Below are 26,863 nucleotides of genomic sequence, written 5' to 3'. Positions count from 1 at the left end.
CATTCTTCGTTTAGCCAAACTCAACATGTATTTGCTTTAAGGCCGGGTTTTCACGATATCGATGGCCCGGCATGGGCAAAGACCCAAACATTTCATGCAGCCGGCACAGCGACCGCTTGTGGTTAGGCGCAGTGGATATTTCTTGGCCAGTTCAGGGTTGGATAATGGAGTTTCAGGCAGTTCTTTGTAGTAAGGCAGAGCTGGGTAGCCAAGATCCTGAATGATAGAGGGGAAAACCTCCGCTTTCCGCGACGGGGTCACGAAACCGCGGATTTGGCCGTTGGGCATTTCCTCCATGTATTTCCAGAGGCGGGTTTCAACAGGAAAAAATGTACCTTGCTCCACCATTTCGGTGTAGCTGAGGCCGGTGCCACGGGAAATACGGTGTTCAATGAGTTCCTCATAGGTTTCCCAAGGCCAGTATTTTTCTTGACCCATCCGGATTCCGAGATCACGGAAGAAGTCGTAGTCCATGACGCGGTCACCCAGTGGCTTGCTGCCACGGTCACCGCAAACCGTAAAGTCATTGGAGTCTTCGGCAGTGGTGTAGCAAGGACGCTCCAGGCTGTCAGCCCCTGGGATTATATAGTCGGCCAGAGCTGCCGTCGGAGTCTTCCAGTACTCGACTACCACCAGTAGTTCAAGGGCTTTCAGAGCCTCGTAAACCCGTTGGTATTAGCGCACCAGGCCAAAGGATTGGAGCTCCAGCAGATCATGGCTGTCACCGGGTACGGTTTTTTGTCGATGATGGCATCCCACATAAGGGTGGGTGAACACAGCATCTGGTGCAGCATCGGCCGTGGTACGCCGAAGATCTTGCGGTAGCATTTATCGATAGGTTCGAAACCTTGCCAACTCATGATGCGGAACTGATCCCAACCAATGAATTTCTTGCGGGTTTCTGGTGTGACGAGCTCGGATAATTCCAATTCCGAGTCGCGCAAGGGGAAGTGCTTGACGCCGTCGGGACCAGGGATAGGTCCGGGCTCACCGATGTATTCTCCACCGGGGATGTCGATGTAGTTCATGAATAGACGCAGCATGGTCTTAGTGATACACAGTGCGGAAGCATTAGGACCGTGCTGGTCGCCGCCGCCGAGACCCCAGGTGATGAAAGCTGTCCCGTTGGTAGCGTAGACTTCAGCGGTGGCTTCAATTTGGGAAGCCCGAAGACCGGTAATTTCGGCAGCCCAATCGGGAGTATACTCATGGAGCATTTCGACGATAGCGTCGAAGGCGGTGATACAAGCGGCAGTTTTGCCATCTTTGAAGGTAACATTGTATTCGCCGGACAGGGAAGCCTCGACGTTATCTCCGTCGTAATAGCGGTTTTCGTCAGAACACCACAATGCGGTTGCACCAGTCTTGTTGTTCCAGACCACGAAGTCTTCTAATTCACCACTGTCTGCGACTTCGCTGGCCCTAATCATTTTTTTGCCGTCTTTCGTCAAGAGGAAAACAGCGTTGGTCCATTTTTGTAGGAAATCGGCATCATACCATTTGTTTTTCACGATTTGATGGAGCCAGGCCAGGGCTAAAGCATGGTCAGTGCTGGGCCGGAGGGCCAGCCAGTGGTCGGCCATGAGAGCTTGGGTGGTACAGACCGGGTCGATGGTAATAAGCTTCGGTTTCTTGCCTTCCCGGTTGAGGGCGGCAAGATAGCTGCGCCACATGGGTGACTGCGGACCGTATTTTTCGGAAGCGCTGAGGCCCCAAATAACAAAGGTGTCAGCGGTATCGATACCGACAGGTGAGATGGCCTCAATAGGCCAGCCGGTCATGGCCATGTTGATGGTATAGTTCCAGCACCAGCAGATGGTCCCGGGATCGACTACGTTGCCGGGATTGCCTAAAATATTCGTGAAGCGGCTTCTGGCCCAGAGATGGTCGGAACGGTAGGTTCCTTCGGAAGAGACGAGAGTTTCAGGACCGTGCTTGTCTATCAGGGTTTGGAGTTTCTCGGCGATTTCATCCATGGCTTGTTGGTACGGGATTTGCACCCATTTGTCTTCGCCGCGTTTGCCGGCACGTTTCAAGACATAATTGATCCGTTTGGGATGATAATGCATCTGAATGGCTTTTTCACCGTGCTTACCCATTCTGTCACAGAGTACGGTTCCTTCTTTCGGATTCCCTTTTATCTCAACTATTCTATCAGCCTTAGTGTCGACGCCAATCATGATGCCACAGTTCATATGGCAGAAGAAACATCGCGAATACGTCCATTGAACACCCTTTTCATCAATATATTTGTTCGGAACAAAATCTACAGACATGATAATCCTCCTTTACTTATCTTCCCGCGATGGGGAGGTTAATGGTCAGGGCTTGTCTTGTGATTCATATCTTTTTTCCATATTTGCTAGGCCATAAAATCCCTCCTTGATTGTTTATTTGCAAAGATATTGGATATTTGAGGTGAATGAGGTAACTGGGACACTATTACTAATTGCAAAAAATATGCCATAATACTCCGCAGGCGCAAGATCAAAAATAAAGGCTTTTCCCAGCGTTTTTCTTAAAAAAGGCAAAAAAAAAGCTTCAAGCTTTTTTCTCGATTCCTGACTTGGGAGAAGTTATGTCAGCCAGTAGGTGATGGCGGGCAGCTTTTCGTAAGGATCGGCCACGCATTTAATGAGTGAAACCAAGGAAGTAAAAACTGTCCCTACCAGCATTCCTCCGAGAACGAGGATCAGGGTTATCTCACCGGAATCCTTGATTTTAGTGCCGATATAATACGTAAGTCCCACAGCCAGTAAACCAAAGCAAAAGGCTGATAGAGTTATCCCGAGACTACCCCAGGAGTACAGAATGGCCAAGGTCGCTCCAAACCCGGCGCCTGCAGACACCCCCAAGATGTCCGGAGAGACCAGAGGGTTTCTAAAAATCCCTTGAAAGGCTGCCCCGGATACTGATAAAGCAAAACCAATCAGGATCGCGGCAAAAATGCGGGGAATGCGTATATCGAAGATGACGGTCTGAACAGTAAATGATACTGCGGCTTCAAAACCAAATAAGCGGCTGGCCAGCGTGGTCCAAACATCTCCAGGATGAATTGGATATCTACCTACTGATAAGGCGGTGACTGCTAGGAATAGGATAATCCCCATTAACAAAAAGAGACGCAATCTCGTTGAGCGATTGCTTTGATAGATGTTTGAAATCTTTGATTCCACGATTAAGTTAAGGCCTCCTTTGCATAGTTTGGTCATAAGTCTCTCTATATGACATTATGGTTTCTACGACACCATCTACATCATCGATGTGATAACAAGGAACTCCGATCTGCCAAGTTATGTCACTGGCAATAGCCAGCAGCTCATGGGGTTCTGAGCGAAGTTCACTGCTACGTTCGCTGCGGTGAACCTCAATTTTGGGTTTGCCACTGATTCTAAACCCTTCAGTAAGGATGAGGTCCACCTTATCGATACGGCTTATTAAATCATCCAGTTCCTTTTCTTCATCAATCTTTTGAATGATGGCAATTTTTTCTGCTGAGGCGATCATAACAATATCTGCCCCAGCCTGGGCCATCTTCCAGGAATCTTTGCCCGGTATGTCTATATCAAAACGATGGGCATCATGTTTAATGGTAGCGATCTTAAGCCCGCTTTGTTTCAATTTCACAACCACCCTCTCCAAAAGGGTGGTCTTTCCTGTTCCCGATGGTGCGACAAAAGAAATCACCGGTGTGTTTGCATTCAACATTCTTTCTGCCTCCTAACTTTAGAATCACAAAAACACTTCCTCGGAATGGAGATTCAGAAGAAGTGTTTTATCGTCTTCATTGCCTCCTTTCCTATCGGGGGGATGTTACATTTCTATAGCAACCCTGTGGGTGATTAACCCAGGCCTTAAAGCCATAGTTTCAACCGTAGGCTATAAGGCTCGGAGCATTATTCATTTATTAAGCAAGGTTTAATCCATTTGTAAATGTCTAACTATTTATAACGCAAGAACTATGCCAACCCGGCAAAACCCTTAAGTAGGCTATTTTCTAAGTAGCCAGCCCCAAAAAACCGATATATATTCTCAATATGAGACTTTCTCAAAACCGAAAAAATAAATTTCCCACCTAGAGTTTCAAAATGAGAATTATTATGCCCTCGAAAACCCTTTCTTCCCCCTTCAACACCTTGCAAATCCCCATTATCCCTTATCCGCCTATCATGGAATGATTCTTGCATGATATTAATACAATGATATTTTAAGAAGGTGATGCTATGAGTCAAGCAAAGAATTGGGCAAAAAAGATTGCAGAAGAATGCCTGAGTTGTGGCGAATGTTCGGATAGTTGCCGTATCTTAACAGAGCTTAATGAATCTCCCGCAACTATAGCTTCAAGAGGACCTGAGTCCCATGAGGCCTATGGTTGTGCCCTGTGTGGAAGGTGTGAGGCAGTATGCTCATTAGGCTTAAGCCCCTTTCGGATGTTCGAGCAACGAAGAATTAAAGCAGTAAAAAATGGAGAGATTGATTTACATGAGTATCAGTATTTATTTCCTGACCGTGCCGTAACCGTAATGAGCCTGTTTAAGGAATTTTATAATATTGATTATTCGGATCTTAACTGCTCCCATCCAGCAGATACAGCATTCTTACCAGGGTGTACTATGTTTACTTATTCACCAAAGCTGACCCGGCAGGTCTACGAGACTCTAACTGAGCTTTATGAAAACCCTTTATTATTTGACAATTGCTGTGGTATCCCTATGTATCACATTGGGCTTCCCGAGCGAGGGGATAAGATCAAGGCTGAATTAAGAGAAAAAGTGCGCCAGCTTGGGGTCAAACGCCTGGTTATTGCCTGTCCCAACTGCTTTTACCAATTTAGTAATGAGGATAGCTTTAAAGACGTAGAGATTATTACTGTCTATGAAGCACTGCTGGAAAAATTCGACTCACACCAGAGTTCAGAAGTGTATTCTATCCATGACTCCTGCCCCGATCGTTTTGAAGGAATATTTGCCAAGCAAGTCAGAGAAGCATTGGACCGAGCAGGCTACCAAAGAGTTGAAATGAAGCATCACGGCAGAGAATCCGTCTGCTGCGGAAGCAGTGGTCAACTGGGTCATTTCCGGCCGGAATGGGCTACAGAGCATGAAGTACAGAATTTAGATGAAGCCAAAGCTGCTGGCGCGGATAGTTTACTGGCTTATTGTCATGCCTGTGTGCTCAATTTTGGCAATATTGCCGACAGCAGTATCAAAGTACGTCATGCCCTTAATGTCTTGCTCAATTTTGAGGAAAATTACGATGAGGTAAAAATTGAAGCTGCTAAAATGTTTGAGGGAGAAGCTGGGGAGGCACGTTATTATCGACTCTTTGAAGACCCAGAGTAAAGCACGAACCTCCTTGCTGATATCGATTCGGCAAGGAGGGTTTCTTATTGAGGCAAAAGGGCGTTGCTAATAATTATTGGGTGTGAATCAGGATCGCTTTCGTAGGATCGAAATCAATACCTATGAAATCATTGATTTGCCACCTTTGCTCAGAGTCGCAAGCAAGAAGGAATTTCTGTCTAAGCCCTTGCACAGTAATATCCCATTGTTCTCCCCGATAGCGGATGTCGGCGATCCGGTAATTTCCTCGAGATACCGGCCTAAGTGCTTTGGGGCGGAATAAAGCAAGGTAAGAGCCGTCAGGTTTATCCGTGGCAAAGCTCACAACTTCACTGGTAAATCTCCCCTTCTCAACCCTACCTTGAATATAGTTCCCGCCGCCTAAATAGTCTGCCACAGCTTTGTTGACAGGTTGATGAAAGATTGTTTGCGGGGTATCATACTGAGCTATTTCGCCATTAAGCATAACCGCAATCCGATGGGACATCATTAAGGCCTCCTGTTGATCATGAGTAACCAAGACGGTAGTCATACCATAGTCTGCGTGCAACTGCAGTACCAAATTGCGCATATCCTGACGCAGGTTGTCATCCAAACTGGAAAATGGCTCATCCAATAAGAGAATCTTGGGATCGGCAGCCAAGGCTCTTGCTAGAGCAACCCGCTGTAGCTGCCCACCGGACATGGCACTGATTTTTCTGGTCTCATAGCCTGGCAGCTGTACGCTCTGTAAAAGCTGACGGGCCTTCGCTGCCCTCTTTTCTTTCGCTATTCCTCTTATCTTGAGGGGAAAAGCAATATTTTCTTCCACCGTCATATGGGGAAAAAGCCTTAAATCCTGAAAGACAATGACCGCTCCCCGCAGGTTGGAGGGTATGTGGTTGACCTTCTCCCTATTGATTAAAATATCTCCGTCGTCCGGGGTAAGCAGGCCGGCAATGGTTTTTAATAAAGTACTTTTTCCACATCCCGAGGGTCCGAGGAGTGAGATTAGCTCTCCCTGCCCGATGTGTATATCAATAGAATTCAGGATGGTTTTACTACTAAAGGCTAAAGAAATATTATGCAGTGTCAGTTCCATAAGCAACCCCTCCCTCTATGTGGCATTCTATATGAAGAAATAGCCGCTGTCTTCTTGCCGGAACTTCTTGAGTGCTTTTTCAAAAATAACAAAAACCAGCAAGGTCGAACCAATAAACACTAGGCTATAGGCTGAAGCCACTGTTCTATCGCCACTTTGCAAAAAGGGCACCATCATAAGCGAGAAAGTTCTCACCTGACCGCCCCCAATCAACAGGGTCAGAAAGTATTGGCTGAAAGAGATAATGTAGGCCATACAGGCGGAAGAAACCAGTCCCGGCAATAAGGCAGGAAAAGTAACATAAGCCAGGATTTGTCGAGGTGCTGCGCCTAGAGTTTCGGCCTGCTCCTCTAGCTTGCAGCCAAAAGCAGCCGTTATATCTGTCATGATCTTAATCGAATAAGGCAAGGCACAGATCAAATGCACTAGAATCACACCCACCACATTATCAGCTAACCCGACTCTGATGAACAGGACATGTATACCCATACCAAAAACTGTCCCCGGGACGATAATAGGCAGAATGGAACCAAAGGCAATAGTTTTTTTGCCCAAAAAATCATAGAAAACCAAAGCTCTAGCCGTCATGGCACCAATTATCACCGCTAAAAGGGCCACGATTATGGAAAGGAGAATGCTGGAACCCAGTGCCTGCATAGCTCCCGAGTAACCGCCGAAAAGCTCCTCAAGACCCCGGGTGGAGAAGTTTTCCGGCCAGAGTCGTGGCCAGGGCCAGCGACCGATGAAGCTCCATACCATAATGACGGCGATGGGAAAGAGAACGGACACAACGAACAGAAGGAGTATAACCTTGGAGAACAGGGAAACCTGCTTATTTTTTTGGGCTTTTTTCCGAATAGTATTCATGATTTAATCTCCATTAATCTTATGAACATCTTGTTGCAGCAGCCGGTAATACAATAAGGCGATAATGAAGGAAATAAAGAACAATAACCCGTTTAAAGCCATAGCGTAGGGTCTATGCAGTAGGTCAGGATGAGTATACTCGATAAACGCTTGAACCGGTAAGGCTCTAGGAGTGGTGGCACCGAGCAGAAAGGGAAGTTCATAAGCCCCCAGGGTAAAAGCAAAAATAATTAGAAAGGCATTTTTGATGGCCGGCATACACAGCGGAAGGGTAACCTCGAAAAAGCTTCTCCATTTGTTAGCTCCCAGGTTTTCCGCCGCTTCCCCCAGGGTGGAGCTGATGTTGGCCATAATGGAGATGACGAAAAAGGCCACAAAGGGGATTTCCTTCCACAAATAGGCCAGGATAATTCCCATGCCGTTATTCGTATAGAGCAAGGAGGGGAAGCTGTTTAGAGAATCAATTAAGCCCAGATTAAAGAGCAAGCGTGATAACAGGCCACTCTGGGCAAAGATTTGAATAACAAAGAGGGCCACCACTGTATGGGGAATAGCTAAGGGAATTTTCACAATCTGCATCATCTTGCCCTTGGTCTTCCTACTTAACACCAATACTGCACAAAGGGCTACCCCTAACCCGGCGGCTACCAGGGAAGAAACCCCGGTGATATAAAGACTCATCAAAATTGCGGAAAGAAGTTCCGGGCGGCTAAAGATTTCCCGGTAATATAGAAAAGTAGGAGTATGCAAACCCAGCGAGGGAATTATTCCCAAACTTTGCACCAGTCCGTTAAGGATCCCCAGCAGGAATAACAAGCTGAGCAGGACAACCGGGAGAACTAATAGATAAGGGGTAAGCTTTGATTTATTCATAGGCACCTACCCAGGCATCTAAACTACTCATTGACCGACGACTTCTTCAAGCCAGATTTCTTCGATGATTGGAACAAGTTTAGCAGGCATCTCCGGTAATCTCTTGGCTAAAAGTTCATCTTGAGGAAGTGTTCCTTTACCTGTATCAACACTGTCAAATTTGGTTTTTTCTTCAGCTGTCAGCTTATCATAAGCTACCACGGGCAAATCTTTGAGTTCACTGAATTGAGAAGCTTGTAATTCAACTGAGATGATCTCATTAATAGCTACCATAGCTCCTGCTTTATTGGGGCTATTAGCGGCAATGGCGATGTAGTTGGTATTACCCACAGTTCCTTTATCGAAGAGGAAGGTTCTGGCTGTTTTCGGGTAAATTCCCGCTTCAATGCTGGTGGCTACTGAATAAGGTCCATAGCTCATATTCATAACCAGTTCCCCATCAGAGAACATATTCATAACTTGTGAAGAAGTCGCCGGGAAAGTCTTACCTTCATTCCAAAGGTAAGGGTTGAGCTCTTTGAGATATTCAAGTGCCGGCAGAATTGCTGCTTTAACCGTTTCCTTGTCTGCTTCCATAGTCATGAACTGTTCATAACCGACGATGTCATAAATGATGGTCCTGACAAAGGCACTGCCAGTAAAGTCAGGTAGTGCAGGATAGGTGACCTTGCCAGGATATTTCTTTGCGTAAACCAATAATTCTTCGGTATTTTTGGGAGTCTCGGGAGTGACGGCGCTATCATTGATTAAAACCATCTGTGCCTTGCTGTAAGGTGCTTCATAGCCTTCGATTGGATAGCCAAAATCATACTGGTTCTCTTCTGAGTTCTGATCGATATATTTGTCGTAATTGGGAAGTTTGTCCGTGAAGGATCCGTAGAGAAATCCGTTTTCCTTGGCAGAAAAGAAGTTCTCACCATTGATCCAAATCATGTCGATAGAGCCCTCTTCCTTCCCGGCTTGTTTTTCCCCGGACAGTTGGCTCAAGATCTGATCGATATCCATAGGTACTCTTTTTAGGGTAATATCATATTTAGTTTTAAGAGTGGAGGCAACAACTGTGTCCAGCCACTTATTGCGAAGCTCATCTCCACCCCAGCCATAAAAGGTTACAGTTGTGCCTTTGGCTTGAGCGACAAGGGCATCAAAATCAGCGTTTTCGTTCACTTCCTTCGCTACAGGGGCAGCAGCATTGCTACACCCGGTAAGAGCTACTAGAGCAAATACCATTAAATAAATTAAGAATTTAGTAAACGTCTGTTTCTTCATCTTACTTCTTCCTCTCATCGATAGTTAAAAGTGTAAATAATCCTTCAGCCTGTTTTCCTGCAAATTGCTAATCGTCTGGGGTCCACAGCCTGATTTTGCTTACGCTGGGGAATGCGTTGTGAATAAACTACATCTGGCCAATCAAGGTAAGAGTGCATTACTGCTTCCATCTGTTCCTTAACAACTCGGGTAATAAGCTCGGTGTTTTCCTCATAAATCCTTTCATCCAATCCCCTGGTCATCAAATGACGGATGGTATCGGAGACAGTTTCACCACGTTTCTCGGCAATTGCCTTGATCTGCTCCCACATTGAGGGCGGTAATTTTACGGTGACTGACCGTAAATTTGATGACATGGTATCCCTCCTTTCCTTACTACTACCGAATTTGTCTTACCGAATTTCTCTTTAGTTATCAAGGAAAATTGCAATTTAAACACTAATTGTCTTACGCCCATAAATATATGCAAATCTTATGCCATCCTATTGATAAGCTGATAAAACCGTTACCTACAGGGTCTTAGGTTTTTACTTACCCACTCCGAAATAGAAAACGGTATCATTTGGTTTTATTTTGAGACAAACTTTCTCCTTTTAGAAAAACATATATCTCTAAAACCATACACCAGTTATTAATCATGACCACCCGCTCAGCGGGTGGTTTGCTCTAGCCCTATAAGGGCAGGGTACAGGCTGAGCCTTAAGGCTCACTGAAAGTTCCGCCAACCGCACTCTGCCCCGTGCTACCCCTAAAGGGGTTGGGGGGCTATTTTTTCTTCTTCTCTATAGCCTCCCCTGTAAATGGATCTACAAATTCCTTGATACTTAGTTGATCTGCTGCAATGTCCTCCTGCAACTGCTTTCGGATATACTGTTCTATCGCTTTTTTATTTCTCCCTACTGTGTCAACGTAATAGCCTCTGCACCAGAAATGCCGGTTACCATACTTATACTTTAAATTGGCATGTCGATCGAAAATCATCAATGAGCTCTTCCCTTTCAGGTATCCCATAAATGCCGATACACTTAATTTCGGAGGGATCGACACCAGCATATGGATGTGATCCGCACAGGCATTGGCTTCGATGATTTCTACTTTCTTATAATCGCACAATGTTCTTATTATCTTTCCTATATCCTTTTTGATTTTTCCATAAATGATTTGTCTTCGATATTTTGGGGCAAATACGATATGATATTTACAGTTCCATCGAGTATGTGCTAAACTTTCTGTATCCATTGGGATATCTACCTCCTCTTTGTCTAGTGCGGTTGGCGAAACCTGCACTATTCTATCAAAGGGGGGTAGGTTTTTCTACTCATAGCTAAAGCTTTCTGGAACCACCTGCATAGCAGGTGGTTTTCGTTTATACAACAAAAATGCCGCTGACTGCTAACATGCAGTCAACGGCATACTATTTTATTATCTACAGTAATAATCAGTTAACGGAATCAACTCGCTTTTTTACTTAAATTTAGCCATGGCTGTTAAGATAACCCCGATCAGGGCGATAGGAATCAATACTAATCCCGCGGTTGTAAAGCTTCCACCAACTAAACCAACAATTGGCATAAAAATTAAGGTTCCTAAGAACATGCCAAGATTCTGTAATGTCATTAGCAAACCCATGGCCGGACCGATGAGTTCTGGATTTTCTGCAACTTCACCTATTGAGCCCACGACCATAGGCGGCACACCCATACCAATAGCCCCGAAAAGGATCCCGCCCAGGTAAACCAAGGTCGTACTGGTGTTAAATAATAATGCGATAGATGGCCCAAGCACAATAAGTGCGATAAGCAATAATTTTTTATGCCCACCACCCATCATATCGGAGAGTTTACCAAAAAACGGGCAGGAAAAGATGCTAATAATCATGGGTATGGTCAAGGCAAAACCTGCTTGCGACTTTGTCATCATGCCTGAGCTTTCCAGGTAAGCTGGAGCAAAGGCTAATCCACTCATAAAGACTATGTTAAAAGTAACAAATCCCAAGCAAAGAAGCCATAAATTTTTCTTACCAAACAGTGCAGAGAATTTTACTTTGGGCCCATCATTCGTTACAATGGTGCCCGTGTTTCCTCTAATCACAAATTGGAGCAAAACCGCCATGACTAAAGCAATGGCTCCATAAAACATCCAAATGCTGCTTAAGCTCATTGAACCAAACATTACCGGAGTAATACTAAAGGCCGAGATTTGGCCGAGTGAAACCCAAGTTGTCCAGATTCCTATTGCAAAACCTACTTTTGATGGTTCCACATACCGAGTAATGGCCAACGGACCACAAACCGCCGCAAAAATGAAGCCTACTCCCTCGATTCCTCTGCTAAAAATGAGCATATTAGCACCGGAAGCAATTGAGCCAATCAATGAACCGACTCCAATAAAAATAGCGGCAGCGACAACCATAATTTTTGGACCAAATTTTTGAGCCATCCCACCTGTAGGTATGGCCAAGAAGATACCAACCATTGTGAAGATCGACATCAACCAGGGTGCTTGAGACTCTGACATATTAAAAGCGGCAGCCACATCATTCATAATCGTGGGCACCTTAAATTGATTGGCAGCAACCACTGCTGCAGTGAGTACAAACATAATAGCAACCAATAAATAGTTTTGGTACTTACCCGTTTGTTCAGACGTCATTAATAATCCCCCCATCTTGAGAATTATTTCACTCAATGTCTATTAATAGGGCTAAAAAAGTTTCTACCTAGTCGAATTAAGGTGCAGCCAGCCTAACACCGGCTGCACCTCTTTGGTAGCTGTTAGATTAGTTTATTGTTGCTGATTTCCTTCCTTCGGAATAGCTTGTTCTTCATCCGCCTTTAACTCTGTTTTGCATTGGATGCAATGTGTATTTTTAGGCGGATTCATTTTACCGCAAGAAGGGCATTTCACCGGCTTACCTGCATAAGGTGGTCTAAAACACATTTTTTATCACTCCTCAATCAAGGTTATAGAGATTTAGGCTTTCTTCCTATTTAGCCATAATAACCACGGGAAGCTTCAAATAATTCTTGGGTGCCGCTATACTTCATTTTCAGTTCTTTTTTACGTACCAGTTCCTTTTGATCCACTAGATCTTCAGGACTTTCAAATACTGTTCCCAGGTCACCCCTTTGTTGCATCAATTCAACTGCCTTTTTGCTATCGAAGGAAACCAATAGTTTTTTCGGAACATTTTCCTTGACGATAAAATTAGGCTTCGTTTCACCGGGATCAGGCATACCCCCTAGTTGGCGGCAGGTTCCATATTTGCTTTCCATTTCTTCAATCGTTCCAAAATCAAAGGCTCTTAAAGGACAGGACTCAACACAAAGAGGTTTGTCACTGTTTTCCAATCTATCGACGCACATTGTACACTTGCTCATCTTGGTTCCGAGAGCATCGCTGGCGAATTTGGGGGCACCATAAGGGCAAGCCCCTAAACATTTACGACACCCATCGCATTTCTCCTCGTCAACTAAAACGGCTCCGTATTTTTCCTCTCTGAAGAGCGCGTGATTGGGACAAGCCTGCATACACGCGGCGTTCTTACAATGCCCACAGTTAAAAGCCAGGGTATGAGCTCTAAGATTAGGAAAACTTCCATCTTCCCATTCATAAACCGTCATCCATTTTTCCGGGCCGGGTTCAATCCCATTCCAGTCTTTACAAGCGACACTACAGGCATGGCAAGCGTAGCATCTACTTTGGTCAAAGTAAAAAGCATATTGTGACATTAGTTAGCACCTCCAAATTTTTTGATTTCTACTAGACCGGCAACAAGAAGTGCACCTAAGGCATGTGGCAAATGGGTGTCCCCAATTAAGAGATTACAAGCACCTCTCCTATCTATTCCATAGGGCATAGTTTCGGTTTTAAGGCCATTAGGCTGATACCAGCCGCCATGATAAATCGCTACAGTCCCAGGCATAATTTTGGAAGTAATATATACAGGAAGTACTATTTCTCCGTATTCGTTGTAAACATAGACGAGCTCCTCGGCCTCGATATTCCTTGCTTTGGCATCGGCCGGATTCATCCAAACCGAATGTTTGTAGCAGTCACGCAGCAAAGGGTTATTGTCATTGACAGAGTGTTGTCTGAAGATCGAAACCGGGGTGTTCAGAGACAGCGGATACTTTTTCGTCTTCGGATGATAGAAACTATCATTGGCGGGTTCACTCATATAACTGGGTTCCCAACGTGGCATGGGATCCATCTTGCCACCGTACTCTGTATTGCGTAAGTCTACGGATTCCAGATATTTTGAAACGAACTCGATTTTTTCAGAAGGTGTATTCTTGAAGGGATTGATACCCTGATCTAAGACATCTTTAAAGGCATGATAAGGTTCTTCAATGGGTACACGGACAACAGGTTCTTTCAGGAATTCCTCCCAAGGTTTCGGTTCAATTCCTAGGTCGGCCAAAATGCCATATTCATCCTTAGCCCATTCTTCATATGCTTGACGGTATAGGTCATCAACGGTCTCATCCCATTTATCCCAAGGAACATCCTTGAGCAAGGGGTTATACTTTTCACCAACGCCTAAGCGATTGGCTAGTTGTGTGTAAACCCATTCTTTGGAACGAATTTCCCCAGGTGCTTGAACAGCCTTTTGGCTGTATACGAAATAGTTACGCATTCCTGCCGGAGCAGACATAAAACGTTGTTGCCCTAAGAGATAGGGGTCTGTGGTTTCAAACATATGGATCGGTCCCGGCAATACAATATCCATCCATTGAGCTGTAGGCTGATTGTGATGCCAACCAAATCCCCAGGAGAAATGCACCTTCGCCGCAGCTTGTAAACGTTTATTAACGTGGTGTATATTATTAAGCCAGTTATTTTCGAAAATAAACATTTGAACATTCGGTAACGGACTTTCCGGAGGACAACCGATGGCCCGGCGATATTCCGCCTCTGTAATATTGCCCTTTTCATAATCTTCTCGAAGCACAACTGCTTCCGCCCATTTATTATTGTTTACTTGAACAGGTGCTTGGTATTCGGGGGGAGCCTTTTGAAAATCCACATGAGGAATAGGGAGTCTTGAGGGGGTAACCAGTGTGCAACCGGTTTCACATCCCCCGGGAATGCTCAAATTGCCGGTCATGGATTGGAGGAGCATAGCCATTGATGCAGAATATTCGCCTAAGTGTCTCTTCGCTGCACCATAGTGATATTGAAGGTGAACCGGTTTACTCTTGGCGTAGAGGCGAGCAAAATCACGGATCGTTTCGGCAGGTACAGTACAGATTTTTTCAGCCCATTCCGGAGTTTTGGCCTCACCATCTTCTCCACCCATGAGATAGTTGCGGAATCTTGCAAATCCTTCCGGTTCTACATTTTCAGCAACATAGTCATGATCATAGAGATCTTCTTCGAACAACACCTGAGCAACAGCCAGCATCATTGCCAAGTCTGTTCCTGGACGAATCGGAATCCATTGATCCGCTAAGATTTCAGCGCTCATCGTATATACAGGATCGATAACGATGATGGGGATTCCTCTTTCTTTAGCCAACTTCATATAATAGGAGACCTGTCCGAACCATCCCACCAAAGGATTATGAGCCCATAAAACAATAAGATTGGAATTGAATAGATCAGGGGCTTCATACCCTACACAAGGATTGGGTTCATCGGATGGAATTAAGGACTTTACTAAGTCGTAACCTAAGTGGAATTTCTCACCGGCTGTATGTCCTGATGTTGAGTGATCCCCCCAGCTGGCTACTCCTGCTTTAATGTAGGGTCCAAGAGGGAAACTTGAGGTTCTAAAAAAGGAGTACTGAGTATGAAGAATGCTATAAGGGCCATAAAGATCAATTACTTCATTAATTTTCGCAGCAATTGTATCTAAAGCTTCCTCCCAGGAGATTCTTTCAAAGGTACCATTGCCAAAACCTTTACCGCCGACCCTTTTCATCGGATAAAGAATCCGTGTAGGGGCATACATTTCTTCTTTCCAGGCATGACCCATAGTACAGGGGCGCGCCTGAACCATTCCTTGATTAATCGCCTCTTCACTGACATCCTCACGTCCGGCACCTTTGTTAATGGAGTTGTCGGGTTCGAAGGCTACAATCTTCCCATCCTTAACTCGGCTGCGCACGATACAAGCCGCATCCCAGCAACCATTTTGCAAACAAGTATGATAAAAAACCTGTTCGCCCTCGTGTTGCTTTTTTAGTTTTTCGAGAACTTTTTCTTTACCCAAAGTATTTACCTCCCTTTTTTTTTTTGGTATTACATATAACTTATATATGCATAAACCATGCCAATCGAAAAACCTGATTACACAAGCATTTGTATAAAAAAAGACTAAGAGAATTTCCCAATTTGGTTAGTCCAAAAAAGAGAAATTTCACTTAGTCTAATCTTAAGGATTTATAGAAAAAAGATTTCTGTTACAAATAGATATACTAGAACTCGATGTTATACTGTTTTAATTTTCTATAGACAGTGGAACGGCCCAGACCTAATAATTCCGAAGCGTCCTTTACATTTTTTCCAGTCTTTTTCATAGCATCTTTAATTGCCTCTATTTCAATTCTTTCCATACTGGTTAAATCATCAACAGATTTTATATCGTCACTTTCTCCTGTTGACTTAGACCAAAGGGTATCAAAAAATTCACTAGGCAAATGATTCTTTTTGATTGTGTTACCCGTTACCATGGCCAAAGCATAGGTGATGACATTCTTTAATTGTCTTACATTACCCGGCCAATCATAATTCAGAAAAATATCACAGACCTCAGGGCTAAGTACAGGGCACTTCATGAACTTTCCTTTATCATAGCTTTCTTTAATGAAAGTCTCTGCAAGCTTATTAATGTCATTTCCCCGTGACCGCAGAGGTGGTATTGTAAGTTTAAATACTGCCAAACGGAAATAAAGGTCCTCGCGAAATTCTTTGTTTAAAACCATTTTCCATAGATCTTTATTAGTAGCAGCAACAACCTTAAAATCTAAAGAGATATACTTTGTACCACCCACTCTCATAATCTGTTTATCTTCTAATACCCGAAGGAGCACCGGTTGTAATTCCAAAGGCATTTCGCCAATTTCATCTAAAAATAAGGTCCCGCCTCTTGCCAGTTCAATTTTTCCAATCCTACCCCTGCGTTCTGCACCAGTAAATGCTCCCCCTTCATAACCAAATAACTCACTTTCAAATAAACTTTTAGGTATGGAAGCACAATTGATGGCTATGTAGGGCCCATTTCTCCTGCTTTCATCGTGAATGGCGCGGGCGAATAGTTCCTTACCCGTTCCGCTTTCGCCAATTAGTAAGACACCACCATCATGATTAGCAACATTACGCGCATTATGGATAACAATTTGTAAAGGTTTACTATTCCCTATGATTGAGGAAAAGCTATCCTTTTCTTGATCAGTTGCTTTTTCATTCTTTTGACCCTGGTGTAATTTCCTAATTCTTAAAAATAATCCATTCGTATTTCTGGAGTTATCATTATTAACCAAAGGTTCGATATCCACATCATAGCTTTGATGTTTCAGGCTATCGAAAACAGTTTCAAATTTATTAATAGTCTTTCCGGTTTCCAGTACATCATTTATTGGCAAGTTGCTCTTACATAGTTTTTTAAAAGGTTTACCTATAGCCTCTTTGTCTTTTATATTAAAAATGTCTGCTGCCTCACGATTGATATATGCTATATTCATTCGCCAATCTAAAATAATACAACCTTCTCCAATTACTTCCATAGTGCTTTTTAAGGTTTTATTGGCTAAACCTAAAAAATAGCTTTGTTTTTTTAACCTTAGCTCACTTTCAATTGCCAATCCGGCCGAGATCACCCAGCTCAGCAAATTAGTTTGGGCTACTTGCTTTTCTGGTGAAGCTACGCTAATTACAAGAAGCACTCCTATTACCTTTCCATCCTCATCCATAATCGGGGTTCCAGATCCAATATTGTCTTCCACAACTTTGCAATAATAATATGGACCTATTAGCTGAACAGGTCTTTTTAAATTAATACACATACTATGGCAGTTTGTTCCAATCAACTCTTCTGTCCATATAGCACCTGGTACGGCATTAATTGCTTCAAACGTCTCAATTTTGTTCTTCTCCCCTGCAGAGAACAAGAGAATCCCATTTTCATCAGTTAAGCACATATGATAATTTGATGTTGTTAGCAGATCAATATTTTTTCCAATAAACTCATAGGCGATATCAATCATCGAAGCTTTGTCCCTTATAAGTGACATTAACTCTCGAGAACTAAGATTCTTTCCTAGCTTTGTTTGATAAGGATCAACACCATAATTTTTGGAACGAATCCAAGAATCAGCTACCTCTGGATACATATAAAGTGAATTGTGTGGGTCTATTCCATCCTTTAAAAATCGCTCTTTGCATGATTCAATTTCCTGCCATCGAACAGCATCCATTTCTACAACAAATTCTTTAATGATACTTTCTTCAGCCTTATGGCTCAAATTTAAACCTCTCAAAATTTTGAAGTCTTGAGTCCCTATCGCTTCCACACTCTCTCCCCCCTACTAAATTTTAAAGAAAACCGGGCTTCTCCGAGCTTTTTCTAATAAAACAACCTCAACAAGATATAAGTAAAGGAATTATAAATGTGAATCTTTACTCAAGCCAATCTTAATTATATCATACTGCATCCTAAAAAATACTAGATTTTTTATAGTATTGATTAATAAAGAGCACCCCAAAAGAAATTCCCTGGAGTGCTTATAAGTGTTTGTAAAGAAAATGAAAATTGATTAAGGGTCATTTTTCCTTTCTAACCCGGCAGGCACTGCCATTATATGTCCATGTCCCAATCAGTGGATCAGAAGTCTCAAAATCACCGCTGGTGAGAAGATTAACATTAGAAAGCCAGACTCCTCCCAACTCCGGCTCTGCTGCTTTGGCTTCCGGATACCACCAGCCGTACTCCACACTAACTGCATCATCACACATCGGAATAAATCTGGTCATAAACCGAGCTTTACCCCGCTCCGTCTCCACATACACGAAACAACCTTCTTCCAGACCAAGTTTTCTGCCGGTCTCCGGACTCATCTCCACGATAGGTTCCGGATGCATACGGCGAAATCTGTCCAGTTGATGATAGCTAGAGGCGTAATAAGGTTGGAATCTAGCACCGGTCATCATAAGCAAAGGATACTCTTTATTCACCTGGGGGAAAGAGCGTGGTTTGGGTAGAGGATCTTCGTCCAACTCCTTCAACAGCTCACTGTAGATTTCTACCTTCCCGCTCCTAGTTGCAAAACCTTGTGGATTGCCCCCTTGATCCTGTTCTAAAAATTTGAAGTAATTATTTTCTGTACAGTATAAACCCGTTTGGCAAAACTCCTCCCAAGTGATTCCAAGGGGGGATAGACTGTACTCCAAGGCCTCCCGATAAGTTTCCCAGGGCCAGTCCTTTCCTTGGTCCAGCCTTAGCCCCAGCTCGCGCCAGAAATAATAATCCGGTTTCCGCTCATAATAAGGCTCCACAGCTTGATCCCCTCCATAGGCGATATTAGCTACTCCCGCTTTGGTCTCTAGTAGTGGACGTTCTAAAACACCGGCACTGGGTAGTATATAGTCTGCCAACATAGAGGTGGGAGTTTCAAACAATTCCAATACCACCAGTAAATCCAAGCTCTTCAAAGCTTGATAAACCAAGTAAGTATCCCCTTGAGTTAGGAGTGGGTTAGAGGCCATGACAATCATGGAACGAATAGGGTAAGGCTCGCCGGTCAGCATTGCCTTCCAGACACGGTTAGGGTGAGCCGAGGTCATATAGCGCATGGGGAGGCGTTTATTGTGTTTCATGGTATACTCGCGAACCTTGCCATATCCCCCATAGGATTGGAGTTTTAATTGTTCCTGGTTAACTGAGCGGGGGTCGGTAGTGGTGAAGGATTCACTGAGCTCTAGATCTAGTTCTGGATAAAAATCCGGCATTTCACTTAAATGGGAAGCTCCTGGCAGATCCAGGTTACCAGTGATGGCCCTTAAAATCGCTAGGGCCCGGTGGGCGGGAAAACTGTTCAGCCCTAGTTGGTCGATTCCTCGGCCACTATATAAGCAAGCAGGAGTACTTTGGGCATACAGGCGGGCGGCCTTGCTCACATCTTCTGCTTTTACACCAGTGATCTCTTCCACATAAGTAGGGTTATAAGCAGTGAGATGTTCTTCTAACTCCTTAAAACCATAGCACCAGTTATTCACGAAATCTTCGTCATAGAGTTTTTCTTGGACAATTACATGGAGTAGACCTAAGGCTAATACCGCATCGGTGCCGGGTCGCAGGGGCAGCCAAAGAGTCCCTTGGGCAGCTGTCTCTGTATAGCGGGGATCGATTACTATCAAGGGTTTCCCCCGGCGGCTAAACTCCTTAACTGTATGCCAAAACAAGGAGTTATCCGAATGAGAAGGATTTACCCCCCATAGAATCGCACATTCGGTCAACCCCGGATCTAATTCCATATCCACCGGCCAACCATAGGTCAGAGTATTAACCCAGATACCCGGATTCCAGCAAATCTGACCGATTCCCATATTGTTGGGACTGCCAAATAGAGACAGAAAACGATGGAGTGGCCAGAAGGTCGTATGAGGACCGCCGATACTAGTAGCCAGGACTTCAGGTCCATATTGCTCTTTAAGGGATTGAAGCTTTAGGGAAATTTCATCAAGAGCTTGCTCCCAGGAAATCTGCTCCCATTGGCCGCTTCCTCTCTCCCCTACCCGTTTTAAAGGGTAATTGATCCGCTTAGGATGATCCAATACCTCCATGATCATGGGCCAACGCTTGCAACCCCGCAGAATTTCAGCATTATTAGGGAAGCGGGATGAGTCAGGCTGAACCTTGATAACTCGCCCTTCCTCTACTGTAGCGGTTAACCCACATTGATATCCGCAAAACCGGCAGTTCGTTGGGACAGCTTTTCTTTCACTCATAAGTCTTCACCTGCTTGAATTATTTCCCACCGTTTTTTCCCATTTATATTCGTCAATTGATAACCGCAAAAAGGTGTTAAACCTCCTCCTTTTCCCGCAACAATCATGCTGCATTCGCGAAGTTTTTTCAGATCCATGTTTCCGGCATCAATATAATTTTCAATTAATATGGTCAATCCTGGTTCAAGCTCTGAATATTCCATGTTAGCAATATCAGCAAAGACCGAACCTTGAGGACTTTGGGGATTAAAGGATTTTATATATTCCTCAACAGTAAGGCGCCTGGACAAGGGCTGAATCACACCTTGGTCTTCCACCAGGTAGGTGGAGCTGGAACACAGTGGATTAGAGCAGCCTAAAGGCCAAAAATCAGAGGGCTCAATTATTCCTTTACTTTGCTCAGCGAGCATAAAGATTACATCTCCCATGGTTAACCGTTTAAGCAAAGGTACATCAAAGCGTCCCGAGCCGAAGGCCGGTTGGTACGCAATTCCGACGATTACATCTTTGTTTTCCAGAGCGAACTCCAGCACTTGCCCCATTTGGTTTTCATTAATTCCTTCGATTACCGTCATGGCCAAAACTACTTGAACACCGGCCTCACGGCAGTTTTCGATGGCTTTCAACTTGGTTGGCAAAAGATTTTCTCCACGAATTTGTTCATAAACTTCCCCTGTTATACCGTCAAATTGCAGATAGATTCCGCTAATTCCCGCCTCAGCCAGTCCTTTAATATAATCTGAATTCTGGCCAATCACTACTCCATTAGTATTGACTTCTATAGCTTGAAAACCGATTTTTCGGCCTAAACGAACAATGTCTGCCAAATCCTTACGGGTAGTGGGTTCCCCCCCTGTCAATTGGATGCTGGTATCGGGACTGGTATTTTTAAAAATATACCGATATTTTTCCCCTAATGCAGTCAAGTCTGGGTTAGGGTCAGGGCGGAAATCATTAGCCGCCATAAAACATACCGGGCAACGCAGGTTGCACCCTTCTGTCACCTCAATCTCCACCAGGGTGGGATGGCGCAGATGGGCCTCACAAAGTCCACAGTCACTTGGACAACCGTCCTTGGCAGGAAGAGGAGAATGAGGAGGTACCGCAGGAAGTTTAAACTGATTCATCCATTGATAATGTTTTACATCAGGCCACAAATAGGCGGTATACTCACCATGATGTGGACAGGTTTTTTCCATATAAACAGCCTGATCCCGAACTACGATTTGGGCCTTAATAACCTTTAGACAGATCGGACAAACACTTTTTGTTTGATCAAGAATCCTACCCTCATCCCAATGCTGCTTCATCTATAATTCCTCCATTTCTCCGATCTAGTTGCTTTCCTCACTTGAATTATTAAAGTACCAACCGCTTCGCCTTTTCTCGATGCGTAATCAAAAAGCCAGCGAAGCCGGGTTAGCTGTTATCCGATTTGCATGTATGATAAGCTACCTAATCCAAGCAAACGTTATTTTCCAGAGTAGCCATCCATGCCGCAGGTGGCACCAGCAAATGATGAAAACATGACCCGGAACTGCGTAGCCGCACTGCTCAGACACGTAAGGCAACCCAAGGGTTTTGCTTTACAAAAGTAAGCGAATTTAAGCGAGCGGAAAAAAACTTCGCGAAAAGCACGCAGCGGAGTCGGGTTGGAAACAGGACGTTTCCAACCGGCCATTGAGCAGGAGCGATTTGGCCGGGAACCCGACGGAGCGGAGAGCTTAAGCGTTAGTTTTGTCCGCGCAGCTTATGGAGCGAACGGTGTAAAGCAAAACCCTGGAGAACCTGCTTTAAGATTATTTTTCAAAGTAGAAAGCTTATCTATTAAACCTGCTTAGTCCATACTTTCTGCAAGAAGGCCTCATCCCCATGGGGTAGTCTGGAGCGATATTTTTCTTCACCTGGCAGCCAAGTGCGGTCCTGACCGGCATAGACGACAAGGTTACGCATAAGCAGGCCTCCCAGAATGGCCAAGAGCCCGGCGATTCCAGTGGAAGAGGCATGGGGGATGAGGAAAAGCACCATAGGAACAAGGGTACCAAGGAACATAAGACCAACTCGAAAAGGACCTGCATAATTACCGCTGATCCAACGTTTCGCTGCTGCAGCTTCCCGCTCTGTGGTGCCAGTGTTTTTGATCCATAAGTAGCCCATCCAAAGAACAAATTGAAAAGCACAGAGGGCGGCGGCTAATTTAGGAAATAGACTACTCACTACAGGAGCTCCTTGACCCAACCAGCCACAGACCACAAAGGCAGAAAATCCGGTAAGCAAAGAAGATGTTAAGAAAATTACCAGCATGCCCGGGCCATTCCAGAAAGGACGACCTTTATGCCGTGCCAAGAGGATTCCGGGGTAGGTCGCTACGATAAGTCCGGTGACAACGCAGATGATGGCCATAATTTTACGGAGTGCTATACTACCATACCAAGGGAAGGTTTCTACCCAGCAAGAACCTAATAGTAACCCCGCCACGATGGCGATGGACATATTCCAGGCTCCAAAAGTAAGGATGGCTTTGGGGTTCATAAATACTCTTAAGGCTTGGAAAGGTCGGCCTAATTCCAGGATCAGCAGGCCTGCTCCTAATCCAACAAACACCGCCCCGGCAAAAATCCCTAAAGTAGAGAGATTGCTGCCCAAGAATAATTCGGCTATTCCGGCAAAAAGCAGCATTGCCGCGCCCATCCCGGCAAAAAAGAAGTCAAAGGCTAACATCCAGCCCCAGGTTTCATGTTTTTGGCTCATTTCAATCCCTCCCATCAATACAGATAATAGACATAGGGTTCTGTGTCCAGCTCTTCCAAGAGACGTCCGACGGTTTTAGTCATATTGACCAGTTTATAGACTTCACTTTCCGGATCCTCGATATCGCCGAAAATCCGGGCCTTTTGATGGCAGGTTTGGACACAATAGGGTACCTTTCCTTGATCTACCCGTTCATCTTTACAGAAATTGCATTTCTGAACCGCACCGGTATGGGTATTGGAAACCCGAGCACCATAAGGGCAAGCCATAACACAAGCTTTACAGCCAACACATTTACTATCTTCTACCCAGACGATACCATCTTCCCGTTGTTGTGAAGCACCGGTGGGGCAAGCATCTACACAAGGAGAATTCCCACAATGCATACATAAAAGGGGCAGATGAACCGTCCGGACACCGGGGAATTTTCCAAGTGGTCCATGGGTCGTTACGGGATTATAGATCATATCGATGGGGAGTTCATTATTAACCCGACAGGCCACTGTACAGGATTGACAGCCCGTACATTTGCGAGTATCAATAACCATTGCATAACGTGCCATGCTTATTTGTCCTCCTTTCTGTCTGAGCTATTTACCTTATAGACTTTACACAGTAAACCACGGTTCGCCCAGCTTCCGCTCATGGGATCACAATCTTCATCGGCAACAGAAGTGAGAACATTGGTGTTGGATTCCAGACAGCCGCCTAATTCGGGATCCCGCATATCCCGCTCCGGGTACCACCAGCCCCGCTCAGTGAATACTGTACCGGGCCTGATGCCCTCAGTAAGACTGGCCTTTTGCTTAATGCGGCCACGACGGGTTTCAATCCACACCCAATCTCCTTCCTGAATTCCGTACTCAGCCGCAGTATCAGGATTGATTTCCATATGAGGTTCATGACGGATAAAGCGCAGTTCCTTAATATTGAAATGCTCTGAATGGTGGAAGGGCATAACCCCTGCTCCTGTGGTTAACACCAAAGGATATTCCTTAGCTAATTCCGGGTGATCGATCTCATTTTCCACTGGAGCAATGTAGGGTGGCAAGGGCGGATAGCCTAGTTCTTTAAGGACACTGGAATAAATCTCTACTTTTCCGGAAGGAGTAGCAAAGCCACCTCGTTCTTTGTATTTAAAGTATTCTCTTTCCGGGAAATGGAAGCGATAAAACTCGACAAATTCATCATAGCTTTCCACACCATAGCCCAAGTCCTTAATGCGATAGAAATAAGCATCCTCCAGGGATTCCCAAGGCCAATGTTCTTTTTGTCCCAATCTGATTCCAAGATCACGCCAGAAATCATAGTCTGTATGACGTTCATACATAGGCTGAATTGCCCGCTGTGAACACATCAGGAAGTCCGAACAGCCGTAGGTTGAGGTGATGGTCGGACGTTCAAAGGACCCTGCCATCGGCAATACATAATCAGATAACATAGCTGTCGGTGTCAGCCAATAGTCACAAGTGACCATGAAATCTACAGCCTTCAAGGCAGCCAAGACCTTCTGGCTATCCCCATAGGAATTCACCGGGTTGGTGGCAGAGACTAACAAGGCTTTCACTGGGTAAGGCTTTTCTGTCAAAATCGCATTATAGACTGTAGGGGGATGGGCCTCACACATCCACTCTGCAGTAGGTGCTTTACCCCAATAGTTCTTCGTAATCTCGGCAATTCGACCATAACCAGGCCAGGTCACCAATTTAAATTTATCTGAGCCCAGCTGTTTTGCCCTTTGCTCTTCACTTAAGTATTCATTGAGCTCCATCTCTTCATCGGTAACAAATTCTTGGCTGGGGCCTGTTAAAAGGTCGGCTCCAGGACAATCCAGGTTACCGGTAATAGCTCTTAAGATAGCTCTTGCATGCTGAGTTGCGCCAGCGGGTTTGCCAATTTGGTCAAGGGCAGTACCCCACTGGATATTACCCGGTTTATTCATGGCATACATCCGGGCACCTTCGCGGATAAGATCGGCACTTACTCCGGTCAGAGGCTCAGCCCACTCTGGTGTGAATTCTTCGACATGAGCCGTTAATTCGTCAAAGCCAACGCAGTGTTCATAGACAAAATCGTAATCGGCTAACCCTTCATAGATTATGACATTGATCCAGGCCAAAGCCAGGGCTAGATCCGCTCCTGGTCTTACAGGAATCCATAGATCCGCTTTGGCTGCAGTCTCCGTATAGCGGGGATCGATAACAATAACTTTTAGTCCTTTGGCTCGAAGAGCACTGACCCCACTCATCATTGGCAAGGTGGAGGCGCCAGGGTTTTGTCCCCAAAGCACAAGACATCGGCTCGCCCCTAAGTCGATCTCAAAAGGACTCCAGCCGTACACAGCGGTTTCTACCATAAAGGTTGGGATCCAGCACAGATGAGAATTATGAAAGCCATTAGGACTGCCAAAGAGATTCATAAAGCGCCGCCGGGCCCAGTCATCAGTCCTTGCGGTCCCTCCGGCAGTAGCCACCGCTTCTGCTCCATAGTGTTTGCTAATCTCTTCAAGTTTGGTACCGATTTCGTCAATGGCTTGTTCCCAAGTGATTCTCTCCCATTGCCCTGATCCTCGTTCTCCTTTGCGCTTTAAGGGGAAATTAACCCTTGCTTCGTGATCCAGATGAATAAGGTTCACATTACCGCGACAGCATAAACCGCCGGTATTGGTAGGGTATTCAGGATCCCCTTCGAAGTGAAGGATCTTGCCGTCTTTGACATAAACCAAGCAGCCGCAGTTCTGATGACAGAAATAACAGCAAGCTTTTTTGACTTCGACTCCTTCTTGCTCTAGATTAATCTTTGTGCTCATTTTCTCCCTCCATTATTGAGTACTACTTTAGGATAAGATCCTTCGCTGACGCTCAGGATGGCGCTGATGTCGCATAGCGGCATGACAGCCTAACTCTACACATATTGCAAGTTTTATGCCAAATCCTTATTGGCGAAAAAAGGCTTATCTACGGCATCTTAGCCAAACTAGTGATCAACTACTTCTTTCATTTTGAAAAAAGTAGTTTCGTTTTAGGAATTTTACTTACTCTTGACTATCTATATCTCAAAGGACATCCCATCATAAGCAAGGGCTACTTCAGGGTAACATTTTAGTTTGCTTTGGAGTTCTTCGACAGTGGTCGGTGTACTATAGTGCATTGCCAGATGAGTCAATACCAAATGCTGCGCCTTAAGGCTTTGTCCTAATTTAATCGCCTCTTTCCAGTTCAGATGACTATGAGGGAACCAATTCTCACCGTTAAAAGTTGCGTCGCAAATCAGGGTATCTACTCCTTGGAGCCTTTGGCTGGTTTGCTCAGAGAATCCAGCAATATCCGTAAAGTACGCCAAACTTTTTTCTCTTTCCAGAAAAATTCCACCCGTCTCAATACTGTGCTCAGCCGCCAGAACAGTAAGCTTAAGATCCCCGAAGGAATAGTTAACCTCAAATTCCCAAGTATTGATCTTAAAGACATCCTCTAAGAAAGGGTGGGCCTTACCAAAGGAGTCTACTGCGCTAGGTGGCAGGAATAACTTTATGGGTTCTTTCCTGTCTAGCTTAACGTAATACTCCAGATCGCCAATTCCCCCAAAGTGGTCATAATGCCAATGGGTAATAAATAAATAATCTACTGCTTTGATGCCTTCCCTAAGCAACTGCCTTATTAAATCAGGTGAAGCATCGACAACAGATCCCCTGACCTTAGCTTAGGCGACATTTCTACCAGACCTAATACTC

At 44.7% G+C, this 26,863-nt stretch carries 22 protein-coding genes, 1 pseudogene and 1 riboswitch; of the genes and pseudogenes, 2 read left to right on the top strand and 21 right to left on the bottom strand.

The window, feature by feature from the left end; genetic code table 11:
- Positions 1-36 precede the first annotated feature (36 nt).
- From DESPCE1_RS0107650 to mobB, 4 genes are all read right to left on the bottom strand, one after another.
- On the bottom strand, positions 37-633 hold the full coding sequence (locus DESPCE1_RS0107650) for a hypothetical protein (protein WP_028305496.1): 597 nt from the start codon (positions 631-633) through the stop codon (positions 37-39).
- Positions 634-650: 17 nt separating this feature from the next.
- Positions 651-2,276: a molybdopterin-dependent oxidoreductase gene (locus DESPCE1_RS0107645; protein WP_028305495.1), complete on the bottom strand. Its 1,626-nt coding sequence runs from the start codon at positions 2,274-2,276 to the stop codon at positions 651-653.
- 300 nt (positions 2,277-2,576) lie between these two features.
- Positions 2,577-3,176 (bottom strand): iron ABC transporter permease, encoded by a 600-nt coding sequence (locus DESPCE1_RS21210; protein WP_019850059.1) that lies wholly within the window; start codon positions 3,174-3,176, stop codon positions 2,577-2,579.
- 7 nt (positions 3,177-3,183) lie between these two features.
- Entirely contained in the window at positions 3,184-3,708 is a 525-nt protein-coding gene (mobB, locus tag DESPCE1_RS21205; RefSeq protein WP_019850058.1) for a molybdopterin-guanine dinucleotide biosynthesis protein B, read from the bottom strand.
- A 66-nt stretch (positions 3,709-3,774) separates the two neighbouring features.
- Positions 3,775-3,906, bottom strand: a riboswitch (molybdenum cofactor riboswitch).
- 317 nt (positions 3,907-4,223) lie between these two features.
- Between mobB and DESPCE1_RS0107625 the strand changes: the two genes are divergently transcribed.
- A complete protein-coding gene (locus tag DESPCE1_RS0107625) occupies positions 4,224-5,342 on the top strand; it encodes a (Fe-S)-binding protein (protein WP_019850056.1) in 1,119 nt (372 codons plus the stop codon).
- A gap of 73 nt (positions 5,343-5,415) precedes the next feature.
- Here the strand turns inward: DESPCE1_RS0107625 and DESPCE1_RS0107620 are convergent, their stop codons facing one another.
- From DESPCE1_RS0107620 to DESPCE1_RS0107560, 13 genes are all read right to left on the bottom strand, one after another.
- Positions 5,416-6,423 carry an ABC transporter ATP-binding protein gene (locus DESPCE1_RS0107620; RefSeq protein ID WP_019850055.1) on the bottom strand — a complete coding sequence of 336 codons (1,008 nt, stop codon included), beginning with the start codon at positions 6,421-6,423 and terminating at the stop codon, positions 5,416-5,418.
- Between the two features lie 27 nt (positions 6,424-6,450).
- Entirely contained in the window at positions 6,451-7,290 is an 840-nt protein-coding gene (locus tag DESPCE1_RS0107615) for an ABC transporter permease (protein ID WP_019850054.1), read from the bottom strand.
- 3 nt (positions 7,291-7,293) lie between these two features.
- Entirely contained in the window at positions 7,294-8,163 is an 870-nt protein-coding gene (locus DESPCE1_RS0107610; protein ID WP_019850053.1) for an ABC transporter permease, read from the bottom strand.
- 27 nt (positions 8,164-8,190) lie between these two features.
- Entirely contained in the window at positions 8,191-9,432 is a 1,242-nt protein-coding gene (locus tag DESPCE1_RS0107605; RefSeq protein WP_019850052.1) for an ABC transporter substrate-binding protein, read from the bottom strand.
- A gap of 44 nt (positions 9,433-9,476) precedes the next feature.
- Positions 9,477-9,788 (bottom strand): hypothetical protein, encoded by a 312-nt coding sequence (locus DESPCE1_RS0107600; protein WP_019850051.1) that lies wholly within the window; start codon positions 9,786-9,788, stop codon positions 9,477-9,479.
- 409 nt (positions 9,789-10,197) lie between these two features.
- Complete coding sequence (gene tnpA / locus DESPCE1_RS0107595; protein WP_019849466.1) at positions 10,198-10,671, bottom strand: IS200/IS605 family transposase; 474 nt, start codon at positions 10,669-10,671, stop codon at positions 10,198-10,200.
- A gap of 225 nt (positions 10,672-10,896) precedes the next feature.
- Positions 10,897-12,084 carry a CynX/NimT family MFS transporter gene (locus DESPCE1_RS0107590; RefSeq protein WP_019850050.1) on the bottom strand — a complete coding sequence of 396 codons (1,188 nt, stop codon included), beginning with the start codon at positions 12,082-12,084 and terminating at the stop codon, positions 10,897-10,899.
- Positions 12,085-12,216: 132 nt separating this feature from the next.
- Entirely contained in the window at positions 12,217-12,372 is a 156-nt protein-coding gene (locus DESPCE1_RS22425) for a zinc finger protein (RefSeq protein ID WP_019850049.1), read from the bottom strand.
- A 50-nt stretch (positions 12,373-12,422) separates the two neighbouring features.
- Complete coding sequence (locus DESPCE1_RS21200; protein WP_019850048.1) at positions 12,423-13,163, bottom strand: 4Fe-4S dicluster domain-containing protein; 741 nt, start codon at positions 13,161-13,163, stop codon at positions 12,423-12,425.
- A complete protein-coding gene (locus DESPCE1_RS0107575) occupies positions 13,163-15,649 on the bottom strand; it encodes a molybdopterin-dependent oxidoreductase (protein WP_019850047.1) in 2,487 nt (828 codons plus the stop codon). The genes DESPCE1_RS21200 and DESPCE1_RS0107575 overlap by 1 nt, the downstream gene beginning before the upstream one ends.
- 205 nt (positions 15,650-15,854) lie before the next feature.
- Positions 15,855-17,948, bottom strand: a complete 2,094-nt coding sequence (locus DESPCE1_RS0107570) for a sigma-54-dependent Fis family transcriptional regulator (protein ID WP_019850046.1) — start codon at positions 17,946-17,948, stop codon at positions 15,855-15,857.
- A 250-nt stretch (positions 17,949-18,198) separates the two neighbouring features.
- Complete coding sequence (locus DESPCE1_RS0107565) at positions 18,199-20,382, bottom strand: molybdopterin-dependent oxidoreductase (RefSeq protein ID WP_019850045.1); 2,184 nt, start codon at positions 20,380-20,382, stop codon at positions 18,199-18,201.
- Positions 20,379-21,692: a radical SAM protein gene (locus tag DESPCE1_RS0107560; protein ID WP_019850044.1), complete on the bottom strand. Its 1,314-nt coding sequence runs from the start codon at positions 21,690-21,692 to the stop codon at positions 20,379-20,381. The genes DESPCE1_RS0107565 and DESPCE1_RS0107560 overlap by 4 nt, the downstream gene beginning before the upstream one ends.
- Positions 21,693-22,034: 342 nt before the next feature.
- Here DESPCE1_RS0107560 and DESPCE1_RS0107555 point away from each other — a divergent pair, with 342 nt between their 5' ends.
- Positions 22,035-22,223: a hypothetical protein gene (locus DESPCE1_RS0107555; RefSeq protein ID WP_019850043.1), complete on the top strand. Its 189-nt coding sequence runs from the start codon at positions 22,035-22,037 to the stop codon at positions 22,221-22,223.
- On the opposite strand, the gene nrfD is transcribed toward DESPCE1_RS0107555, so the two are convergent.
- The 4 genes and pseudogenes from nrfD to DESPCE1_RS22970 all read right to left on the bottom strand — a co-directional run.
- Positions 22,210-23,133, bottom strand: coding sequence for an NrfD/PsrC family molybdoenzyme membrane anchor subunit (nrfD, locus tag DESPCE1_RS0107550; protein ID WP_019850042.1), 924 nt, complete (start codon positions 23,131-23,133; stop codon positions 22,210-22,212). The genes DESPCE1_RS0107555 and nrfD overlap by 14 nt on opposite strands.
- A 14-nt stretch (positions 23,134-23,147) precedes the next feature.
- Complete coding sequence (locus tag DESPCE1_RS0107545; RefSeq protein WP_019850041.1) at positions 23,148-23,696, bottom strand: 4Fe-4S dicluster domain-containing protein; 549 nt, start codon at positions 23,694-23,696, stop codon at positions 23,148-23,150.
- Positions 23,697-23,698: 2 nt separating this feature from the next.
- Positions 23,699-25,942 (bottom strand): molybdopterin-dependent oxidoreductase, encoded by a 2,244-nt coding sequence (locus DESPCE1_RS0107540; protein ID WP_019850040.1) that lies wholly within the window; start codon positions 25,940-25,942, stop codon positions 23,699-23,701.
- Positions 25,943-26,181: 239 nt separating this feature from the next.
- Positions 26,182-26,799: pseudogene (locus DESPCE1_RS22970) on the bottom strand (MBL fold metallo-hydrolase); the annotation flags it as partial.
- Positions 26,800-26,863 lie beyond the last annotated feature (64 nt).

Source organism: Desulfitobacterium sp. PCE1 (assembly GCF_000384015.1).
Lineage (GTDB): Bacteria > Bacillota > Desulfitobacteriia > Desulfitobacteriales > Desulfitobacteriaceae > Desulfitobacterium > Desulfitobacterium dehalogenans.
This window is presented reverse-complemented; position numbering and strand designations above follow the sequence as displayed.

Coding starts and splice junctions, on each gene's coding strand:
- nrfD (WP_019850042.1), bottom strand. CDS start 23,133: ATGAGCCAAAAACATGAAACCTGGGGCTGGATGTTAGCCTTTGACTTC.
- DESPCE1_RS0107545 (WP_019850041.1), bottom strand. CDS start 23,696: ATGGCACGTTATGCAATGGTTATTGATACTCGCAAATGTACGGGCTGT.
- tnpA (WP_019849466.1), bottom strand. CDS start 10,671: ATGGATACAGAAAGTTTAGCACATACTCGATGGAACTGTAAATATCAT.
- DESPCE1_RS0107645 (WP_028305495.1), bottom strand. CDS start 2,276: ATGTCTGTAGATTTTGTTCCGAACAAATATATTGATGAAAAGGGTGTT.
- DESPCE1_RS0107540 (WP_019850040.1), bottom strand. CDS start 25,942: ATGAGCACAAAGATTAATCTAGAGCAAGAAGGAGTCGAAGTCAAAAAA.
- mobB (WP_019850058.1), bottom strand. CDS start 3,708: ATGTTGAATGCAAACACACCGGTGATTTCTTTTGTCGCACCATCGGGA.
- DESPCE1_RS0107560 (WP_019850044.1), bottom strand. CDS start 21,692: ATGAAGCAGCATTGGGATGAGGGTAGGATTCTTGATCAAACAAAAAGT.
- DESPCE1_RS22425 (WP_019850049.1), bottom strand. CDS start 12,372: ATGTGTTTTAGACCACCTTATGCAGGTAAGCCGGTGAAATGCCCTTCT.
- DESPCE1_RS0107610 (WP_019850053.1), bottom strand. CDS start 8,163: ATGAATAAATCAAAGCTTACCCCTTATCTATTAGTTCTCCCGGTTGTC.
- DESPCE1_RS0107620 (WP_019850055.1), bottom strand. CDS start 6,423: ATGGAACTGACACTGCATAATATTTCTTTAGCCTTTAGTAGTAAAACC.
- DESPCE1_RS21200 (WP_019850048.1), bottom strand. CDS start 13,163: ATGTCACAATATGCTTTTTACTTTGACCAAAGTAGATGCTACGCTTGC.
- DESPCE1_RS0107600 (WP_019850051.1), bottom strand. CDS start 9,788: ATGTCATCAAATTTACGGTCAGTCACCGTAAAATTACCGCCCTCAATG.
- DESPCE1_RS0107615 (WP_019850054.1), bottom strand. CDS start 7,290: ATGAATACTATTCGGAAAAAAGCCCAAAAAAATAAGCAGGTTTCCCTG.
- DESPCE1_RS0107565 (WP_019850045.1), bottom strand. CDS start 20,382: ATGAGTGAAAGAAAAGCTGTCCCAACGAACTGCCGGTTTTGCGGATAT.
- DESPCE1_RS0107625 (WP_019850056.1), top strand. CDS start 4,224: ATGAGTCAAGCAAAGAATTGGGCAAAAAAGATTGCAGAAGAATGCCTG.
- DESPCE1_RS0107605 (WP_019850052.1), bottom strand. CDS start 9,432: ATGAAGAAACAGACGTTTACTAAATTCTTAATTTATTTAATGGTATTT.
- DESPCE1_RS0107590 (WP_019850050.1), bottom strand. CDS start 12,084: ATGACGTCTGAACAAACGGGTAAGTACCAAAACTATTTATTGGTTGCT.